A 19467-nucleotide genomic window follows, 5' to 3' on the forward strand; every position below is an offset into this window, starting at 1 on the left:
AGCAAAATCACGTGAAATGTAGGTATATACAGTTGTTTTGAAAAACATATAATTATACAATTTATTTAAAGGCATATAAATATGAATTTTAATATTCAAGGGGGATATATAAATGACTTCTAACATTAAGCAACAAGCTAAAAAGACATTTGAAGCAAATGGCCAGTCATATACGTACTATGATTTAAAAAGTTTAGAAGAACAAGGTTTAACAAAAATAAGTAAATTACCTTACTCAATTCGTGTTTTATTAGAATCAGTATTAAGACAAGAAGATGAATTTGTCATTACTGATGAACATATTAAAGCGTTGGGTAACTTTGGCAATGAAGGAAATGAAGGTGAAGTACCTTTCAAACCATCTCGTGTTATTCTGCAAGACTTCACAGGTGTTCCTGCAGTTGTTGATTTAGCATCATTACGTAAAGCAATGAACGATGTTGGTGGGGATATTAATAAAATCAACCCAGAAGTGCCAGTTGACTTAGTCATTGACCACTCTGTTCAAGTTGATAGCTATGCTAATCCAGATGCATTAGAAAGAAATATGAAATTAGAATTCGAACGTAACTATGAGCGTTATCAATTTTTAAATTGGGCGACTAAAGCATTTGATAACTATAATGCTGTTCCCCCTGCAACTGGTATTGTTCACCAAGTAAACTTAGAATATCTTGCAAATGTTGTACACGTTCGCGATGTTGATGGAGAACAGACGGCATTTCCTGACACACTTGTAGGAACTGACTCTCATACTACAATGATCAATGGTATTGGTGTATTAGGTTGGGGTGTTGGTGGTATTGAAGCTGAAGCGGGTATGCTAGGACAACCTTCTTACTTCCCAATCCCTGAAGTAATTGGTGTTCGATTAACTAATTCATTACCACAAGGTTCAACAGCTACTGATTTAGCATTACGTGTGACTCAAGAACTACGTAAAAAAGGTGTAGTTGGCAAATTTGTTGAATTCTTCGGTCCTGGTGTAACTGACTTACCATTAGCAGATCGTGCAACAATCGCTAACATGGCGCCTGAATATGGTGCAACTTGTGGTTTCTTCCCAGTTGATGAAGAATCTCTTAAATATATGAGATTAACTGGACGTAAAGAAGAGCATGTTGAATTAGTTAAAGCTTATTTAGAACAAAATAATATGTTCTTCACTGTAGATAAAGAAGACCCAGAATATACAGATGTCATCGACTTAGATTTATCTACTGTTGAAGCTTCATTATCAGGTCCAAAACGTCCACAAGATTTAATTTTCTTAAGTGATATGAAGAAAGAATTTGAAAAATCTGTTACAGCACCTGCTGGTAACCAAGGACATGGACTAGATAAAAGTGAATTTGATAAAAAAGCAAATATCAATTTTGCTGACGGTTCAACTGCGACAATGAAAACAGGTGATATTGCTATCGCAGCAATCACATCATGTACAAATACATCTAACCCATATGTTATGTTAGGTGCAGGATTAGTTGCTAAAAAAGCCGTTGAAAAAGGTCTTAAAGTTCCTGAATTTGTTAAAACTTCATTAGCACCAGGTTCAAAAGTTGTAACTGGATACTTAAGAGATTCAGGTCTTCAAGAATATTTAGATGACTTAGGATTTAACTTAGTTGGTTACGGCTGTACGACATGTATTGGTAACTCTGGTCCATTATTACCTGAAATCGAAAAAGCAGTGGCTGAAGAAGATTTACTAGTGACATCAGTATTATCTGGTAACCGTAACTTTGAAGGTCGTATCCATCCATTAGTTAAAGCAAACTATTTAGCTTCTCCTCAATTAGTAGTAGCTTATGCATTAGCTGGTACAGTTGATATTGATTTACAAAATGAGCCAATTGGAAAAGGTAAAGACGGTCAAGATGTTTACTTAAACGATATCTGGCCAACAATTCAAGAGGTTGCAGATACTGTAGATAGTGTTGTAACACCTGAACTATTCTTAGAAGAATATAAAAACGTGTATAATAACAATGAAATGTGGAATGAAATTGATGTAACAGATGCACCATTATATGACTTTGATCCTAATTCAACATATATCCAAAATCCATCATTCTTCCAAGGTTTATCAAAAGAGCCTGGTACAATTGAACCACTTAAAGATTTAAGAGTTATGGGTAAATTTGGCGATTCTGTTACGACTGACCATATTTCTCCAGCCGGTGCAATTGGTAAAGACACACCAGCTGGTAAATATTTATTAGATCATGATGTACCTATTAGAAACTTTAACTCTTACGGTTCTCGACGTGGTAACCATGAAGTAATGGTAAGAGGTACATTTGCTAATATTCGTATTAAAAACCAATTAGCGCCAGGTACTGAAGGCGGATTCACTACTTACTGGCCTACAGATGAAGTAATGCCTATATATGATGCAGCTATGAAATATAAAGAAGACGGTACTGGTTTAGCTGTTTTAGCAGGAAACGACTACGGTATGGGTTCTTCTCGTGACTGGGCTGCAAAAGGTACAAACTTATTAGGTGTGAAAACTGTCATCGCTCAAAGCTATGAACGTATTCACCGTTCTAACTTAGTTATGATGGGTGTTTTACCATTACAATTTAAAGATGATGAATCAGCAGAATCTTTAGGATTAGATGGTAAAGAAGCTATTTCTGTTGATATTGACGAAACAGTAAGTCCACGTGATACTGTGAAAGTACATGCTAAAAAAGAAAATGGTGAAGTCGTTGATTTTGAAGCGATTGTACGATTTGATTCACTAGTAGAATTAGATTACTATCGTCATGGTGGTATTTTACAAATGGTTCTTAGAAATAAATTAGCGCAATAATATATGAACTTTAAAGCCATGCTGACTTTATGTTGGCATGGCTTTTTTATGTTAATATGAATTATGAATGATTTTGGAAAAGAGGTACTTAAGAATGATATACAGTATGACTGAAATTGAAGCTAGATATCAAGAAACAGATAAAATGGGTGTGATTTATCATGGTAATTATGCAACATGGTTTGAGGTTGCACGAACAGATTATATCCGAAAGTTGGGTTTTAGTTATGCAGATATGGAAAAAGAGGGCATCATTTCTCCAGTTGTAGACCTCCAAATAAAATATAGAAAATCAATTTTTTATCCTGAAAAAGTGACAATTAAAACATGGGTTGAGCAATATTCAAGACTTAAATCAGTTTATTGTTATGAAGTATATAATGAGAATGGAGAACTTGCCACAACTGGTTCAACTCAATTAATTTGTATGAAATCAAGTAATTTTCGACCAATAAGATTAGACCGTTACTTCCCAGAATGGCATAAGGTTTATAGTCATGTAGATAAATTAAATCAAGATGGAAAAGATTTTGAAGTGACACAATCAAGCGACCTTGAAATATAGATAATATTTAAGACTTAGGGAGAGGAATGTATTAATTTAACCCCAGCTTACTTTGCTTGAAGAATTTCAGGGCGAAACTCTCTATTCGGGGGGCCGACTATCATTTACCTTACCTTTAAAATTTTTATTGTGATTTCAAGCGTTTAGATTTATCACTAATATGTATTAAAAAAACTGAGAAATGCTACATGGGAGCGTCTTCTCAGTTCTTTTATATATATGATTAGTTAAATTCAACGGTTTTTATGACTTACTTCAATTTAGAATAGGCAATTTCATCATCATGATCTACTTTTTCAACGAGGACTTCATTGTCCTCAAAATACCATAGATCTTCTTCTGAAACGACTAATATCAAATCATTATAATTTTCTTCGTAACCAATTTCTACATCTTCTCTTGGTTCAACGCGAAAGGCAGGACTGAAACCTTGTTTAAGTTGAAATTCACCACCATAGCGAACGTAAAACTGTAAAACTTTGTTATTTTCAGGTAAGTCTAGTTCATCTTTAAACCATTCTACAGCTTGATCTGTTAGTTTAATTTTCATTACATTATCCTCCTACCTTATTTATCTATTACTTGGATTTTATTTTTTAAATGGAACTCTTAGAATTATAACATATTCATATTTTGAGATAATCCATAAAATTTCAATGAAGATATAAAAAAGCACTAAGCGAATTGATACGCTTAATGCATTATTATCGGTATTGGATTTACATCCATTTTATTTTTGGCTCTTCGCCTTTAAAAATTCTTACAATATTGGTGCGATGTCTTACTATTAAAATTATTGAAACGAGTAAGCTCATCCCAAATAATATGTAATCTTGTATGATGAGAGAGCCAATAACGCAACAAATTGCTGCAATAATACTTGAGAGTGAAACATATTTAAATATATATAATACTCCAAAGAATATAATTGCCAATATAAGTAGCAAGATAGGATTTACGCCTAAGACAACACCAGCACTTGTAGCTACAGCTTTTCCACCCTTAAATCTAAGATATATTGGATATACATGGCCAAGTATTGCGAATAAACCTACAATTAACCCATGTGTGAAGAACGTGCTAAGCGGTCCATCTGCATGCACTGGAAACCAAATAGGAAAGAACACAGTAATAAATCCTTTAAATATATCTAAAAAGGTTACAATAAATCCTGCTGGTTTACCTAGAACTCGAAAACTATTAGTTGCGCCAGTATTACCACTGCCATATTGTCTAATATCTTTTTTGAAAAAAAGCTTTCCTATAACATATCCATTAGGAATAGCACCGATGAGATAGCTTAATATGAGCATGACTACTATCATCATATAACTTTACACATCCTTTAATAACGTAGCTATATTTTACCATAATCTAATAGATAACAACGACCAATTTTAAAAATTTGTTCTTAACAGGAACTTTAAATAGATTAGTTTTTAACTCACGCTTGCAATTTAGACCAATTTATATAAGAATAACTATTGTATAGTTTTTAAAACGAACGTACGTTTGTAGGAGGCGAACGCATTGGCAACAAAAAATTCAAATCATTACTCAGATGATTCTATTCAAGTATTAGAGGGATTGGAAGCTGTAAGAAAGCGTCCAGGTATGTATATAGGATCTACTGATAAACGAGGACTACATCATTTAGTGTATGAAGTAGTAGATAACTCCGTAGATGAAGTTTTAAACGGATATGGTAATGAAATAAATGTAACAATAAATCAAGATAATAGTATTTCTATTGAAGATAATGGTCGTGGTATGCCTTCAGGAATGCATGCATCAGGTAAACCTACTGTAGAAGTTATATTCACGGTATTGCACGCCGGTGGTAAATTCGGCCAAGGCGGATATAAAACATCAGGTGGATTGCATGGGGTTGGTGCATCTGTAGTTAACGCATTAAGCGAATGGTTAGAAGTAGAAATACATAGAGACGGGAATATTTACAAGCAAAGCTTTAAAAATGGTGGAGTGCCAGCATCTGGATTAGTTAAATCAGGTAAAACAAAAAAAACAGGAACTAAAGTTACATTTAAACCAGATCCCGAAATATTTAAAGCTACAACTACATTTAATTTTGAAACCTTAAGTGAGAGGTTACAAGAATCTGCCTTCCTATTAAAGAATCTTAAAATAACATTGAAAGATTTACGTAATGGCAAAGAACGTGAAGATGTTTATCTTTACGAAGAGGGGATTAAAGAGTTTGTTAGTTATGTAAATGAAGGCAAAGAGGTTCTTCACGACGTAACTATGTTTACAGGTGCTTCAAATGGTATAGAAGTAGATGTCGCTTTTCAATATAATGATCAATATTCAGAGAGTATATTAAGCTTCGTAAATAACGTACGTACCAAAGACGGCGGAACACATGAAGTAGGATTTAAAACTGCAATGACACGTGTGTTCAACGATTACGCAAGAAGAATCAATGAATTGAAAGAAAAAGACAAAAATTTAGACGGTAATGATATCCGTGAAGGTTTAACAGCAGTTATATCAGTTCGCATACCTGAAGAATTGTTACAATTTGAAGGGCAAACTAAATCTAAATTGGGTACTTCAGAAGCTCGTAGTGCTGTTGATTCAGTAGTTTCTGATAAATTGCCATATTATTTAGAAGAAAAAGGTCAACTTTCTAAATCTCTAGTAAAGAAAGCAATTAAAGCACAACAAGCTAGGGAAGCTGCGCGTAAAGCACGTGAAGATGCACGTTCAGGTAAGAAGAATAAACGTAAAGACACTTTATTATCAGGAAAGTTAACACCTGCTCAAAGTAAAAATACTGAGAAAAATGAATTATATCTAGTCGAAGGTGACTCAGCAGGCGGTTCAGCTAAACTTGGAAGAGATAGAAAATTCCAAGCGATTTTACCTTTAAGAGGTAAAGTTATTAATACTGAAAAAGCAAGACTTGAAGATATTTTTAAAAATGAAGAAATTAATACTATCATTCATACAATTGGTGCTGGTGTTGGAAACGACTTTAAAATAGAAGACAGTAATTATAATAGAATTATTATCATGACTGATGCCGACACAGATGGTGCGCATATTCAAGTATTACTATTAACCTTCTTCTTTAAGTATATGAAACCGCTTGTACAAGCTGGAAGAGTATTTATCGCATTACCGCCATTATATAAATTGGAAAAGGGAAAAGGTAAATCTAAGCAAGTTGAATATGCATGGACTGATGATGAACTTGAAAAACTTCAGAAGAAATTAGGAAAAGGATTTATGTTGCAACGTTATAAAGGTCTAGGTGAAATGAACCCTGAACAGTTATGGGAAACAACTATGAATCCTGAAACTAGAACATTAATTCGTGTTCAAATTGAAGATGAAATGCGTTCATCTAAACGAGTTACAACTTTAATGGGTGATAAAGTTGCGCCACGTCGTGAATGGATTGAAAGTCACGTTGAATTTGGCATGCAAGAAGATCAGAGTATATTAGATAATACTGAAGTACAAGTACTAGAAACTGAAGAATATACTGAGGAGGAAACAAATTGAGTGAGATAATTCAAGATTTATCACTTGAAGATGTGATAGGCGATCGTTTTGGAAGATATAGTAAATATATTATTCAAGAACGTGCATTACCGGATGTTCGTGATGGCTTGAAGCCAGTACAACGAAGAATTCTTTTCGCAATGCATAGTAGTGGGAATACGTATGATAAGAATTTCCGTAAGAGTGCGAAGACAGTCGGTGACGTTATTGGTCAATATCATCCTCATGGCGACTCATCAGTATATGATGCAATGGTGCGCTTAAGTCAAGATTGGAAATTACGTCATGTTTTAATTGAAATGCATGGTAATAACGGAAGTATCGATAATGATCCTCCTGCAGCCATGCGTTATACTGAAGCGAAGTTAAGCCAATTATCGGAAGAACTTGTCAGAGATATTAACAAGGAAACTGTTGCATTTGTTCCAAACTATGATGATACAACTTTAGAACCAATGGTTTTACCAGCAAGGTTTCCTAATTTATTAGTTAATGGTTCAACAGGGATTTCTTCAGGTTATGCGACTGACATCCCACCGCATAATTTAGCAGAGGTAATTCAAGCAACATTAAAATATATCGATAATCCTGATATTACTGTCACTCAACTAATGAAATATATAAAAGGTCCAGATTTCCCTACTGGCGGTATTATTCAAGGCGTGGATGGCATTAAGAAAGCTTATGAGACTGGTAAAGGTAAAATTGTTGTACGTTCTAAAGTGGATGAAGAAACACTTCGTAATGGTCGTCAACAACTTATCGTTACTGAGATTCCTTATGAAGTGAATAAAAGTTCACTAGTCAAAAGAATCGATGAGTTAAGAGCAGATAAAAAAGTAGATGGTATTATCGAAGTCCGTGATGAAACTGATCGCACTGGATTACGAATAGCAATCGAACTGAAAAAGGATGTAAATGCAGAAGCTATAAAAAACTATTTATTCAAAAACTCTGATTTACAAATTGCCTATAACTTTAATATGGTTGCAATTAGTGACGGTCGTCCAAAATTAATGGGTATTCGCCAAATTATTGATAGTTACTTAAATCATCAAATTGAAGTTGTGGCAAATCGTACGAAATATGATTTAGATCACGCTGAAAAACGCATGCATATTGTGGAAGGTTTAATGAAAGCACTATCAATATTGGATGAGGTTATCACGTTAATTCGTAACTCTAAAAATAAAAAAGATGCTAAAGACAATTTAGTTGCTGAATTTGAATTTACGGAAGCTCAAGCAGAGGCTATTGTTATGCTTCAACTTTATCGTTTAACTAATACAGATATCGTTGCATTGGAAAATGAACATAATGAGTTAGCTAATTTGATTAAAGAATATCGTCATATTCTTGATAATCATGATGCATTATTACAAGTAATTAAAAGTGAATTGACTGATATTAGAAAACGATTTAAATCTGAGCGTTTATCATCAATTGAAGCGGAAATTACAGAAATCAAAATTGATAAAGAAGTTATGGTTCCAAGTGAAGATGTTGTTTTAAGTATTACACGTCAAGGATATATTAAACGGACATCTACACGTAGTTTCAATGCCAGTGGTGTCACTGAAGTAGGGCTTAAAGATGGAGACAGTTTACTCAAATATCAAACAGTTAACACGCAAGATACGGTACTTGTTTTTACAAATAAAGGAAGGTATTTATTCATTCCGGTTCATAAATTAGCAGATATCAGATGGAAAGAACTTGGACAGCATGTATCTCAAATTGTTCCCCTAGATGATTATGAAACTGTAGTTGATGTTTACAATGAACAAAGTTTTAAAGATGACGCATTTTATGTACTAGCGACTCGAAATGGAATGATTAAAAAAAGTAACGTTAGCTTATTTAAAACGACTCGTTACAATAAACCATTAGTTGCTATGAAAGTTAAAGATAATGATGAATTAATAAACGTCATTCGATTAAATGAAGATCAACTCATCAATGTATTAACACATAAAGGTATGTCATTGACGTATTCAAGTGAAGAACTATCTGATACGGGATTACGAGCATCTGGGGTGAAATCTATCAACTTAAAAGATGAAGATTTTGTCATTATGACGGATGTTGTAGATAGTGATAGCTCAATTATAATGGCTACTCAAAGAGGTGCTGTAAAACGAATTAGCTATAAGATTTTACAACAAGCTAAAAGAGCACAAAGAGGTATTACATTACTTAAAGAGTTGAAGAAAAATCCACATCGTGTTGTTGCAGGTTATGTTGTTAAAGATGAAAGTATGTATACTCTATATTCTGAAAGTCACTCTGAAGAAGGACAAATCACTGATATTCATTTATCTGAACAATACACAAATGGGTCATTTGTTGTTGATGTTAAAGAGTTTGGAGACGTCTTAGATATGACAATCGACTAATGGATTATAAAAATTATATTTTCAATTTTAAAGGAGAATGATAAAATTGAACTTGTTATTTTAACCAATTTTAATCTTTCAAGAGATTTATATTGATGTTGTATAACACTCAAACGTAATATGTACTAGTATTATTTTATTGGGTTTATTCAATACAGTATAAATCTCTTGTAGTATATCTTAGGATATTAATTTATTGTAGATGAGAGGGATTTAATGAGTGATTTTGATAATTTAATACCTGGATGGTTTAAAACAATTGTTCAGGTAGGTAATGATTTAATTTGGTCGCAATATTTAATTGGATTGCTATTAACTGTAGGGTTCTTCTTTACTATTAGTTCTAAATTCGTGCAATTACGTATGTTGCCGGAAATGTTTAGAGCTTTAACTGAAAAACCTGAAACATTGAATAGTGGTGAAAAAGGTATATCGCCATTCCAAGCATTTGCAATTAGTGCTGGTTCCCGTGTTGGTACTGGTAATATTGCAGGTGTAGCTACGGCAATTGTACTAGGTGGTCCTGGCGCAGTATTTTGGATGTGGGTAATTGCTTTTATCGGTGCTGCAAGTGCATTTATGGAGGCAACTTTAGCTCAAATTTATAAAGTTCATGACAAAGAAGGTGGATTCCGAGGGGGTCCCGCATATTACATAACTAAAGGTTTGAACCAAAAATGGTTAGGTATCTTATTCTCAATATTAATTACAATAACATTTGCATTTGTATTTAATACTGTTCAATCTAATACGATTGCAGAATCATTAAATACACAGTACAACGTAAGTCCAGTTGTAACAGGAATTATTTTAGCTGTTATTACTGCAGCAATTATCTTTGGTGGTGTCCGCAGTATCGCGACATTATCTTCATTGATTGTTCCAATCATGGCTATTATTTATATCGGTATGGTTTTAGTTATCTTATTATTAAATATCGATCAAATTGTTCCGATGATTGGCACAATCATTAAGAGTGCATTTGGTTTCGAGCAAGTTACAGGAGGCGCTGTAGGTGCAGCGATTCTTCAAGGTATTAAACGTGGTCTATTCTCTAACGAGGCTGGTATGGGTTCTGCGCCAAACGCAGCAGCAACAGCGGCAGTGCCACATCCAGTTAAACAAGGTTTAATTCAATCGCTAGGTGTATTTTTCGATACAATGTTAGTTTGTACAGCAACAGCGATTATGATTCTTTTATATTCAGGATTAAAATTTGGAGAAAATGCACCTCAAGGTGTTCAAGTTACACAATCAGCATTAAATGAACATTTAGGTTCAGCTGGAGGTATCTTCTTAACAATCGCAATTACGCTATTTGCATTTTCTTCTGTTGTTGGTAACTATTATTATGGTCAATCTAACATAGAGTTCTTATCTAAAAACAAAGTAGTTATGTTTGTTTTTAGATGTTTAGTTGTCTTATTAGTATTTGTTGGATCAGTAGTAAAAACTGAAACTGTATGGAGTACTGCCGATTTATTCATGGGATTAATGGCAATTGTTAACTTGATTTCTATAATTGGTCTTTCAAATATAGCGATAGCTGTAATGAAAGATTACCAAAAACAACGTAAAGCTGGTATGAAACCTGTGTTTAAACCAGAGAATCTTGAAATTAACTTATTTGGTATTGAAACTTGGGGTAGAGAAAATCAACTACCTAAAAAATAATCGCTTTAGTGATTGATTAAAATAGAATTTATTCATACTCCTTTCAATGTGTTGAAACTTTCATTCAAAACGTTGAAAGGAGTTTTTACATTAAGTTAGAAATCTTTTCATTTTTAATAAATAGATTTATAATTCATATATTACAGAGAAAGGTGATTATGATGAGTGAGTATACCATTTCTAAAGCTTTAAATAATAACGTCATCATATGCACTTATAATAATCAAGAGGTCATACTCATTGGAAAAGGTATTGGCTTTAATAAAAAGGCTGGAATGACCTTAGATGAAAGTGCTTCAATAGAAAAGGTTTATAAATTAGAGCAAAAACAACAACAAGAATATTACAAATCTTTAGTTGAAATTGCCGATGAAGATGTTCTACAAGCGATTATTGAAGCAGTCAATTTTATTACAAGTACAACTCATACTACAGATGATAAAAACCTTGTTGTTGCATTGACTGATCATATTATATTTGCATATAAAAGATTAAAACAAAATCAAATTATTAGTAATCCATTTGCTATCGAAACCAAACATTTATATAGTGGTGCGTATGCTATTGCAAGTCAAGTTATTGATAAATTGAATCAACGACTAGATGTTAAGTTCCCACCTGATGAAATTGGATTTATTGCATTACACATTGCTTCAAACACAGAGGATTTAACGATACATGAGATGTCTTTGATCAATAAATTGATTAGTAAAAGTATACTTATTATTGAAAATGATTTAAATCATGAAATCGATAATCATACGGTTCAATATCAACGTTTTATAAGACATATTCAATTTTTAATTCGACGACTTAATAAAAAAGAATATATATATGCTCAAGATGTTTTTATAGATATGGTTAAAAATCATTACCCAAATGCATATAATACTGCTTTTAAAATTTCAAAAATGATTCAAAAGCACTTGAATATTCTTATCGATGATTCCGAAATTGTGTATCTTGCTTTACATATTTATCATTTTGAAAATCAAATAAGTTCATCGCATAACTAAGGAACACTTAATTATTTTTTGTGTTATGATGTAAAATAGCTTTAGTTTTAATAGTAAGTTAAGGTATGGTGAAAAACATGGCAATTGAAAATAAGCAAGTTGAAGAAAAAAACGCAAAAAAATTTAGTTTTACAGAAACGCGTTTTATGAAATTCTTAGGCGGTAAAGATTTATTATTTGCTTTGCTTTCATTAGTGCTCATAGGTATTGTAATATTTATATTTGATAAAGTTTCTTATGTTTTTGAACCATTTATTATCATATTTAATACAATTGTAGCACCAATTATTTTATCGCTTATTTTATTTTATCTTATTAATCCAGTGATTAATTTGATGGAGAGATATAATATTCCAAGATTACTAGGAATCATTATTGTATTTTTAGCTATTGTTGGTGGAGCGACATTAATTATTAATTTATTAATTCCGCTTATTGGAGATCAAATCACACGTTTAGCTAACAACTTCCCTAAATATGTAGATAAATTTAATAACGCAATAGATCAAGTCACACATTTTTCTTTCTTATCATCATTTTATACTCAAATACAAGATTGGTTAGACTCAGTTTCCAATAAGATACCTTCTATGGTTTCGAGTTATTTTGATGGATTTGGAACTAAAATTAGAAGTTTTGCAGAAGCTATTGTTAATGTAGGTGTAGTTCTTGTCACAACACCTTTTGTATTATTCTTCATGTTAAAAGATGGTCACAAATTTAAAGAGTATTCAACGAAGATTATGCCACCTAAATTTAGAAAAGATTACCATGATTTAATGGAAAAAATGAGTGTACAAGTTGGATCATATATCCAAGGTCAAATTATTGTTTCATTTTGTATTGGTATCTTACTCTTTATAGGCTATTCAATTATTGGTCTTGATTACGGTCTTGTACTTGCTTGTATAGCTGCTGTTACTAGTGTTGTACCTTACCTAGGACCAACGATTGCTATTTCACCAGCCATCATTATAGCGATTATTACATCGCCATTCATGTTATTGAAATTAATTGTAGTATGGACGCTTGTTCAATTTATTGAGGGACATTTCATTTCACCTAATGTTATGGGTAAAACATTGAAAATTCATCCTTTAACGATTATTTTCATCTTATTGAGTGCTGGTAATTTATTAGGTATTGTTGGTGTTATTTTAGGTATTCCTGGTTATGCAATACTTAAAGTATTAGTCTCACACCTATTCTTATTATTTAAACGTCGTTATAACAACTATTATGGTGATGATTCAGGAGAATATGAAATTAAAAAAGAAGAAACTAAAGAATATACTCAAGCTGAATAAACTTTAAACGAGTATTAAGTGTAACAGCCAGTTTATCTAGCTTTCTCAGTTTTAGTTACCTTAGCGGGAATGAGATAATGAATTCATTTTGGATTCTGTCTCATTCCCGTCCTTTTTTTAAAAGTATTTAATCTTACACACATTACAATACTGTTAGTATGAGTTATACATATTCATATGTTCATTCAAATGAAGGTATGATATATTTTTAAATAATCGTAGGTAAAGGTAGAGGTATGACATGACTGAAGAACTTAAGAATAGATTATTATCAATACTCAAATTTGTTTTTGCTGCAGTTTTATTTATAGCAGTTGTTGCAACGCTATATCATGAATTAGCACACATTAATTTTAAACAAACACTTGAAGCATTTAGCAAAATTAATCGTTGGTATCTAGTTGGCTTATTCATTTGCGGTGGTTCAGCTATGATTTTACTAAGTTTGTATGATCTTATCTTAGTAAAAGGGTTAAAACTGGATATACCGCTTATTAGGGTTTTTAAAATTAGCTATATCATTAATGCACTTAATGCCATTGTTGGCTTTGGTGGATTTATAGGGGCTGGATTTAGAGCATTTATTTATAAAAATTATACAACTGATAGAAAAAAATTAGTTCATGCCATTTCAATCATACTGATTTCTATGTTAACGGGTTTGAGTCTTTTATCAATCCTTGTCGTGTTACATATCTTTGATGCTTCTCATATAATAAATAAAGTAAGTTGGGTTCGATGGATTTTATATGTTGTTGCATTATTTTTACCTTTATTTATTGCCTATACCATGATTAACCCTATTGATCGTAACAATAAATATTTAGGTGTTTATTGCACATTAGTATCAAGTTTTGAGTGGCTGGCAGCTGCGACAGTACTCTATTTATCAACAGTTATTGTAGATATTAACATAGCATTCACGACTGTTATCGGTATATTCATCATTGCTGCTCTTTCTGGATTGGTTAGTTTCATACCAGGTGGCTTCGGTGCTTTCGATTTAGTTGTATTATTAGGTCTTAAGTCTTTAGGTGTTCCTGAAGAAAAAGTATTATTAGCGTTATTATTATATCGCTTCGCTTATTACTTTGTACCAGTTATTATTGCACTTGTTTTATCTACATTTGAGTTTGGATCATCTGCGCGAAAATACTTCGAAGAATCTAAATATTTTGTACCTGCAAGAGATGTAACATCTTTTTTATTCTCTTATCAAAAAGATATTGTTGCTAAGATTCCGTCATTTGCCTTAGCTACGTTAGTACTAATAACAAGTTTTGTTTTCTTTATTAATAACATTACAATTGTTTATGATGGTTTATACGATGATCATCATTTCGCATATTATATTATGTTATCTGTGCATACAAGTGCTTGCTTATTATTACTTATCAATGTTAGAGGGGTATTTAAACAAAGCCGACGTGCTATTTTGTTTGTAATGATTTCACTTGTTTTAATATTTAGTGCAACAGTATATACTTATGCATCTTTAATTCTTTTATCATGGATTTTATTAATATTTGTATTACTTGTTCTCGCTTATCGTCGTTCTAAAGTGATGAAACGACCATTCAGATTAAAACGTTTAATTTTTACAATTATTTTAAGTATGCTAGTGTTGTATATTAATCATTTTATAATTTCAGAAACTTTATATGCACTTGATATTTACCACATTGAAATGGATACTTCTTTATTGAAATATTATTTCTGGTTAACGATTCTTGTAGTAGTCATACTTGTAGGTATCGTCGCATGGTTATTGGGGTCTAGATACACTAGACCACACCAATTAGAAGATTTATCGAGATGTAAATCAATTATTGAAACGTATGGTGGCAATTATTTAAGTCATTTAATCTATAGTGGAGATAAAGATGTCTTTATGCATGAAGCGCAACAAGCTTTTTTAATGTATCGCTACAAAGGTAACGCTCTTGTTGTGTTAGGAGATCCAATCGGTGATACGAAGGCGTTTCAGTCTTTACTTATTGATTTTTATAACTACGGTGAAAAGTTAGGCTATGACATTATATTCTATCAAGTGTCAGATCGCTTTATGCCGCTATATCATAATTTTGGTAATCAGTTTTTCAAACTTGGTGAAGAGGCCATTATAGATTTAACTCAATTTACGACATCAGGAAAGAAACGTCGTGGTTTCCGAGCAACACTTAATAAATTTGATGATTTAAATATTCAATTTGAAATTTTAGAGCCACCTTTTTCGAAAGATCTCATTTTTCAATTAAAACAAGTTAGTGATCAATGGCTAGATGGACGTAATGAAATGCATTTTTCAGTAGGTCAATTTACAGAAGAGTATTTACAACAAGCACCTATTGGAATAATGAAGAATGAAGAAGGTAAAGTCATTGCGTTTTGCACTTTAATGCCTACTTATTATAATGAAGCTATTTCAGTAGATTTAATTCGTTGGTTACCTGATTTAGATTTACCTTTAATGGATGGCCTATATCTACATATGTTACTTTGGGGTAAAGATAAAGGCTATAAAGCATTTAACATGGGTATGGCAACTTTATCAAATGTAGGTCAATTAAATTACTCTTATCCTCGAGAGCGTGTAGCTGGGCGTGTATTTGAACACTTCAATGGTCTATATCGCTTTCAAGGACTACGTAAGTACAAAGAAAAATATAGTCCAAATTGGGAACCAAGATTTTTGGTTTATAGAAAAGATAGTTCACTATGGTATAGTATGTTAAAAGTAATGAGAGTTATTCGTCATAAATAATTGTTAAAAAAAGGCATCCAACAAGTGAATGGGTGATAATCACTTTGAAGGGTGCCTTTAATTATTTAAAACTTTAATTGGATTTATAGTTTGCTCGGTCTTGTTGTTCTTGAGCATAACGCTCAGGATTCTTTTTGTAAAAATCTTGATGATATTCTTCTGCTTTGTAAAAAGTTGAAGCGGATAATATTTTAGTCGCTATTGCTTTTTCTGAATGAATTGTTTGCTCGAGTTGGTGAACGTATTGCTCAGCAAGTCTTTTTTGATCCTCATTCGTGTAGAATATAGCTGTTCTATATTGTGAACCTCTATCTTGAAACTGGCCACCATCATCAATGGGATCAATAACCGAGAAAAATACTTCTAATAATTTATTATAAGAAAACAATGCAACATCATATTCAATTTTTACAGTTTCATAATGTCCTGTGGTCCCACTTTTCACATCTTCATAAGTAGGGTTGTGAGTTGAACCACCCATATAGCCAGATGTTACTGTTTCTATACCATCGAATTGATCGAAAGGTTTGGTCATACACCAGAAACACCCACCAGCAAAATATGCTGTATTAATATTCATTTATGCCATCCTTTCATTGGACCTTAGTACCATTTATTTAAAAATTACTTGATTTTTTAAAGCAACTTCTATAATTTAATTATATATAATTATAGTACATAGATATACAATTTTGAAGATTTTTACTAGACGTAAGGTAGGTAAATATGACAGAAGAGAAGGATAAGACAGTATACAGACGACAAGCAGACGCACAGACACCTTCTAAACGACGGAATAAGAAAAAACTACGTAAATTACCTTTTATCATTTTGATTATATTGATATTGCTAATCGCAGCTATTATCTATATTGTCCATGGTTATCGTAGTGGTGTTAATTACGCTGAGAAACATGCAAAAGATATCAAAGTACATAAGTTTAATGGACCAGTAAAAAATGACGGTAAGATTTCTGTACTTGTGTTAGGTGCTGACAAAGCTAGCGGTGGTAAGTCGCGTTCAGATTCCATCATGGTAGTTCAATATGATTATATTCATAAGAAAATGAAAATGATGTCAGTGATGCGTGATATTTATGCGGAAATACCTGGATATCAGAATTATAAAATTAATGCAGCCTATTCACTTGGCGGACCTGAACTTCTTAGAAAGACTTTAAATAAGAATTTAGGTATTAATCCTGAATATTATGCAGTCATTGATTTTACGGGCTTTGAAAAGATGATTGATGAATTAGAACCTAATGGCGTTCCTATGGACGTAGAAAAAGATATGTCTGAAAATATTGGCGTATCTCTTAAAAAAGGTCATCATCGTTTAAACGGTAAAGAATTACTTGGATATGCGAGATTTAGACATGATGAGGAAGGAGATTTTGGGCGAGTTAGACGTCAACAACAAGTTATGCAGACGTTGAAAAAAGAGTTAGTTACACCTAGCTCAGTAATAAAATTGCCTAAAGTAGCTGGTATATTAAGGGGCTATATTAATACAAGTATGCCAAATTCAGCTATCTTCCAAACAGGTATTAGTTACGGTATAAGAGGAGATAAGAACGTAGAATCTCTTACGGTTCCAATTAATAATTCGTACCAGAATATTAATACAAATAACGATGGCAGTGCCTTAGAGATTGATAAGGAGAAAAATAAAAAAGCTGTCAAAGAATTTCTAAATAACTAAAACGTAAAAGAGTGCACTCAATTGGGTGCACTCTTTTTTTACGCTTTCAATAAATACCATAATATTATTATGTAAACTAATCAAAGTTTTATTCTGCGTCTGATTTTCTAACTCCTGCAACGCCATAGTGATTTTTTTGCATTTCTTCAATAATCACATGAATTGCCTCTCTGTTAGCTCCTGTAGTTTTTTCAACTGCATTTGTTACTTCTGTTACTAAATTTTTTAATTGTTCATCTGAGCGTCCTTCTAACAATTTAACATTGATGATTGGCATCTTATTTCCTCCTTGAATTAGTAATTTCATCCATAGTATAGCATGTTTTAGGACAGTACTCCAAAAGAAATTTGAGAACATTAGTTCTTATTTTTATTGAAATAGAACAAGTGTTCGTATATAATAAAAATGAATAAGGGAGGTATCTTGGCATGTATGATTATAATTTATTGGAAGAAAGAGACATATTATGTATCGATCAAAAGAGTTTTTTTGCTAGTGTGTCATGTATCCAAAAGGGATTGGATCCTCTAGAAACAAAGTTAGCAGTAGTTGCAGACACTAAAAGACAAGGATCGGTTGTTTTAGCAGCCACACCTAAATTAAAAGAAATTGGTATCAAAACAGGGTCAAGACTATTCGAGATTCCGCATCGTAATGATATTTATATTATCAATCCTAGCATGAGAAAATATTTAGAAGTTTCAATAGCAATTTCTAAAATTGCGCTTAAATATGTACCGGGAGAAGATTTACATCAATACAGTATAGATGAATTCTTTTTAGATGTGACTGATAGCTATCATCGATTTAACTCTACTGTACAATCATTTGCAGAAAGATTACAAAAGGAAATAGAAGATAAAACAGGGATATATTGCACTATTGGTATAGGATCAAACATGTTATTAAGTAAGGTCGCAATGGATATTGAAGCAAAACATACATCCAATGGTATTACAGAATGGAGATATCATGATGTCCCACAAAAGATGTGGAAAATTACGCCATTACGTGATTTTTGGGGCATTAACAAGAAAACAGAAGCAAAGCTCAATAAGAAAGGGATTGTAACTGTTGGAGATTTAGCTCAATATCCATACAGATTTCTTAAAAGAGATTTTGGTGTATTAGGGGTAGATATGCATTTACATGCTAATGGTATTGATCAAAGTAAATTGAGAGAAAAATATAATGTTACTAATCCATCCATATGTAAAAGCCAAATACTGATGAGAGATTATCGGTTTGAGGAGTCGAAAATTGTAATGCAAGAATTAATTGAAGACGTTGCTAGTAGAATAAGAGCACGTAAACAACTGGCAAGAACAATTCACTTTTCATTTGGTTATACAGAAGGCGGTGGTGTTCATAAGCAATATACACTAACAGATGCGACAAACTTAGAACGAGACATCTATAAAGTAGTCAATTATTATGCGAATCAATTGTGTGATAAGAATGCACTGTATCGAACATTGAGCGTATCATTGACTCAACTTATTAATGAGGAAGACCGCCAGCTTAACTTATTTATAGACGAATATGAAAGAAGAAGAGATGAAAAGCTAGCTAAAACCATTGATTACTTACAAAATAAATATGGTAAGGGAATCGTATCTAAAGCGATATCTTACACTGATGCTGGAACAAAGCATGGTCGCTTGGGCTTAATGGCAGGGCATAAAATGTAA

14 protein-coding genes are annotated in these 19467 nt (G+C 32.4%); 10 read left to right on the top strand and 4 right to left on the bottom strand.

Annotation, left to right across the window (positions count from 1 at the left end; all coding sequences use genetic code 11):
• The first annotated feature begins 112 nt into the window (after nucleotides 1-112).
• Together acnA and menI are read left to right on the top strand one after the other, a co-directional pair.
• Nucleotides 113-2818, top strand: coding sequence for an aconitate hydratase AcnA (gene acnA / locus F1592_RS00960; protein WP_053017913.1), 2706 nt, complete (start codon nucleotides 113-115; stop codon nucleotides 2816-2818).
• A 94-nt stretch (nucleotides 2819-2912) separates the two neighbouring features.
• Nucleotides 2913-3383, top strand: a complete 471-nt coding sequence (gene menI / locus F1592_RS00965) for a 1,4-dihydroxy-2-naphthoyl-CoA hydrolase MenI (protein ID WP_011275848.1) — start codon at nucleotides 2913-2915, stop codon at nucleotides 3381-3383.
• 250 nt (nucleotides 3384-3633) lie between these two features.
• Here the strand turns inward: menI and F1592_RS00970 are convergent, their stop codons facing one another.
• Both F1592_RS00970 and plsY read right to left on the bottom strand, forming a co-directional pair.
• On the bottom strand, nucleotides 3634-3933 hold the full coding sequence (locus F1592_RS00970; RefSeq protein WP_011275847.1) for a HesB/YadR/YfhF family protein: 300 nt from the start codon (nucleotides 3931-3933) through the stop codon (nucleotides 3634-3636).
• 169 nt (nucleotides 3934-4102) lie between these two features.
• Nucleotides 4103-4711, bottom strand: coding sequence for a glycerol-3-phosphate 1-O-acyltransferase PlsY (gene plsY / locus F1592_RS00975; protein WP_011275846.1), 609 nt, complete (start codon nucleotides 4709-4711; stop codon nucleotides 4103-4105).
• Nucleotides 4712-4913: 202 nt separating this feature from the next.
• Between plsY and parE the strand changes: the two genes are divergently transcribed.
• The 6 genes from parE (at nucleotide 4914) to mprF (ending at nucleotide 16071) form a co-directional block, all read left to right on the top strand.
• Nucleotides 4914-6914 (top strand): DNA topoisomerase IV subunit B, encoded by a 2001-nt coding sequence (gene parE / locus F1592_RS00980; protein ID WP_053017914.1) that lies wholly within the window; start codon nucleotides 4914-4916, stop codon nucleotides 6912-6914.
• Nucleotides 6911-9310 carry a DNA topoisomerase IV subunit A gene (parC, locus tag F1592_RS00985; protein ID WP_053017915.1) on the top strand — a complete coding sequence of 800 codons (2400 nt, stop codon included), beginning with the start codon at nucleotides 6911-6913 and terminating at the stop codon, nucleotides 9308-9310. The genes parE and parC overlap by 4 nt, the downstream gene beginning before the upstream one ends.
• A 216-nt stretch (nucleotides 9311-9526) precedes the next feature.
• On the top strand, nucleotides 9527-10984 hold the full coding sequence (gene alsT / locus F1592_RS00990) for a glutamine transporter AlsT (RefSeq protein WP_011275843.1): 1458 nt from the start codon (nucleotides 9527-9529) through the stop codon (nucleotides 10982-10984).
• A gap of 161 nt (nucleotides 10985-11145) precedes the next feature.
• Entirely contained in the window at nucleotides 11146-12000 is an 855-nt protein-coding gene (glcT, locus tag F1592_RS00995; protein WP_149809347.1) for a glucose PTS transporter transcription antiterminator GlcT, read from the top strand.
• Nucleotides 12001-12077: 77 nt separating this feature from the next.
• A complete protein-coding gene (locus tag F1592_RS01000) occupies nucleotides 12078-13307 on the top strand; it encodes an AI-2E family transporter (RefSeq protein ID WP_037537130.1) in 1230 nt (409 codons plus the stop codon).
• A 241-nt stretch (nucleotides 13308-13548) separates the two neighbouring features.
• Complete coding sequence (gene mprF / locus F1592_RS01005) at nucleotides 13549-16071, top strand: bifunctional lysylphosphatidylglycerol flippase/synthetase MprF (RefSeq protein WP_053017724.1); 2523 nt, start codon at nucleotides 13549-13551, stop codon at nucleotides 16069-16071.
• 73 nt (nucleotides 16072-16144) lie between these two features.
• Here the strand turns inward: mprF and msrA are convergent, their stop codons facing one another.
• Nucleotides 16145-16651, bottom strand: a complete 507-nt coding sequence (msrA, locus tag F1592_RS01010; RefSeq protein WP_037537128.1) for a peptide-methionine (S)-S-oxide reductase MsrA — start codon at nucleotides 16649-16651, stop codon at nucleotides 16145-16147.
• 146 nt (nucleotides 16652-16797) lie between these two features.
• Here msrA and F1592_RS01015 point away from each other — a divergent pair, with 146 nt between their 5' ends.
• Nucleotides 16798-17775, top strand: coding sequence for an LCP family protein (locus tag F1592_RS01015; RefSeq protein ID WP_011275838.1), 978 nt, complete (start codon nucleotides 16798-16800; stop codon nucleotides 17773-17775).
• A gap of 88 nt (nucleotides 17776-17863) precedes the next feature.
• On the opposite strand, the gene F1592_RS01020 is transcribed toward F1592_RS01015, so the two are convergent.
• Nucleotides 17864-18052 (bottom strand): 2-hydroxymuconate tautomerase, encoded by a 189-nt coding sequence (locus tag F1592_RS01020; protein WP_011275837.1) that lies wholly within the window; start codon nucleotides 18050-18052, stop codon nucleotides 17864-17866.
• A 152-nt stretch (nucleotides 18053-18204) separates the two neighbouring features.
• Between F1592_RS01020 and F1592_RS01025 the strand changes: the two genes are divergently transcribed.
• Complete coding sequence (locus F1592_RS01025; protein ID WP_053017722.1) at nucleotides 18205-19467, top strand: Y-family DNA polymerase; 1263 nt, start codon at nucleotides 18205-18207, stop codon at nucleotides 19465-19467.

The sequence above is a fragment of the Staphylococcus sp. GDX7P312P genome, assembly GCF_008385775.1.
Classification (GTDB): Bacteria; Bacillota; Bacilli; order Staphylococcales; family Staphylococcaceae; genus Staphylococcus; species Staphylococcus haemolyticus.